General features: G+C 24.5%; 1 protein-coding gene. It reads right to left on the minus strand.

The window, feature by feature from the left end; all coding sequences use genetic code 11:
* Positions 1-1,132: 1,132 nt before the first annotated feature.
* The coding region (locus tag F811_RS0100320) for a tetratricopeptide repeat protein (protein WP_020003333.1) at positions 1,133-2,526 on the minus strand (1,394 nt) is incomplete at its 5' end.

Raw genomic sequence — 2,526 nt, forward strand, 5'->3', positions numbered from 1 at the left:
TTAAAATAAAGTTTTGGAAATAATTTTAACTCCCACCCCTTAAATTTTTTAATTCTATTTGTTATTTATGAATGATTTTTTTATTCTTTAGCTTTGACTGTTACTCTGGCTGCCCACCCAAGTGCTTTTTAAATTTATGCTATATTAAACGCACGTTAAATCAATTCTTATATGTTTCAGAATTAGAATTATAAATTAACCAATATTAAAAAAATCCGCTCTACGTGCGTTTAGGAAAGCCTTAAATTTAAATAATGCTTTGGGCGGGTGTACTTTTTGAAGTGAGTACTTAAAAGATTTAATTAAACTAATATAAAAAAATAAAGCTTTAATATCTAAAAGGGGGGATTAAAATAAAATTTTAAAATTTATTCTAATTCCCACCCTTTAAATTTTAATGCGTTGATATGTTACTTATAAATTATTTTTCTTCTTTAGCTTTTACTGTTACTCTGGCTGCCCACCCAAGCGTTTTTTAAATTTATGATACTCTTCAACGCACGTAGAATGAAATCTTATATATTAAGATGAATTAGTATTTTTAAATTAATCAATATTTAAAAAATCCGCTCTGCGTGCCGTACAAACAAAAAATAACGATAAGAAAATAAATTAAATATTAAAATATAAAGTTATAACCATATGGCAAACAAAAATAAATAAAAGATAACGAATAATGAAAAGCAAACCCTCAAGATTGTAATTGTTTTTTGCCCTACTTTTTGTACTCGCCGTACTGGCATTCCGCACCGCATTGCTTAATATTTAGGATAGTCCACTATAGGTGCGGTTTTTTACCTTTCATTACACCAAAAAGAATAAATTAATAAGCAATCAAATACTAAAAATACATTCCAAATAATGAAAATAAAACTAATATAAAAATATATCGAATAATAGAATGCAACCAAAAAATAAAAAGTATTACCTCAAGATTGTAATTGTTTTTTTGCCTTCTTTTTTTACAAAAAAAGAAGTAGCCTTTTTTGGTTCTTTTTTGGCTACGCAAAAAAGAACAGATAAAAATATATCTAATAATAAAATACTATACCAGAATTAAATGGCAACCAAATATAAATAAAATTCCGCCCAAGAATAAAGAGCAGCCAAAAAATAAATATACCCTAAAAAATCACAATCCTAACTCCCTTAACTCATTAGCTTTTTTCCAGCACTCATCAGCTTCAGGTTTTCTGTTTAGACTATTTAAGACATTACACTTACTGTAATAAAGCTCACTGCTAGGTTTTAAGTTTATAGCCTTATCATAACATTCCATAGCTAAGTTATAATATTTTTTTGCTTCAGAAATATTTTTATCAGCTAATGTTTTGCATATTTCTGCTTTTCTTTTATAAGATTCTATATAATTAGGTTCCAATTTTATCATACCATCATAACATTCTATAGCTAAATGATAATATTTTTCTCTGCTAGAACTATAGTAAATAGCCAGCATTTTGTATATATCAGCTTTGCCTTTATATGCTTCTATAGGGTTTAATTTTATCATCTCATCACAGCATTCTATAGCTAAATCATTTTTGCCTATACTTTTTAAGAAGTCTATTTTATCTTTATAGTTTTCTATATTATTTGAGTTTAAATTTATTATCTTATCATAACATTTTATAACTGAATTATATTCTCCTTTGCTTTTTAATAAATTAATTTGTTCTTTAATACTATATATTTCATTATTTATATCTGATTTATTATCTTCTTCTTTTTCTACTCTTTTATTAGAATTAACATCTATTTTGTTTTCATCTAATATATTTAAGGCTTTTTGATAAAGTTCATCTCTGTCTAAATATTCATTATTTTTTTCTATATTGTTATATAATGATAAGGATTCATCATATCTGTTTAATAAAATCAAAGCCATTATTTTATAAGCATAAAAAACTTTATTATTCTTTTCAAGTTTTAATATATTATTGCAGTAATTCAAAATATCTTCTTTATTTTTATAACTATCTTCAAATATAAATGATAATGCTTTATTAAAATTATCTATAGCTTTATCAAGCTCGGATAATTTGTATAATGTCATGCCTATTATATAATAATATCTTGAATTATTTTTTTCTTTATAATTTTTTAAAGCCTCTTCATAATATTTAATAGCCTCTTTATAATTATTTTTGGTTTCATAAATTTCGCCCGAAAAATAATACATGTCATGTTTATTAAAATTATTTGTGCTTTTAAAACTTTCTAATGCCTCATCATATTTTTTTAATTCAAATAGAGAAAGCCCTTTATAATAGTACGCTTCATTATTATTGATATTATTAATTTTTATTGCTTCATCAAATTCATTGATAGCTTCCGCGTATTTTCTCTCTCTATATAAAGTTAATCCTTTATAATATGGATTATAAGATGTTTCTCCAAGTTTTGTAATATTGTTAAACTCTTTTTCCACTTCCTCATATCTTCCAAGTTCAAATAAAATTAAAGCTTTATTATAGTATGAATCAGTATCTTTATCATTGATCTCTATTGCCTTATCAAAACATT

This window comes from Brachyspira innocens ATCC 29796 (assembly GCF_000384655.1).
Classification (GTDB): domain Bacteria; phylum Spirochaetota; class Brachyspiria; order Brachyspirales; family Brachyspiraceae; genus Brachyspira; species Brachyspira innocens.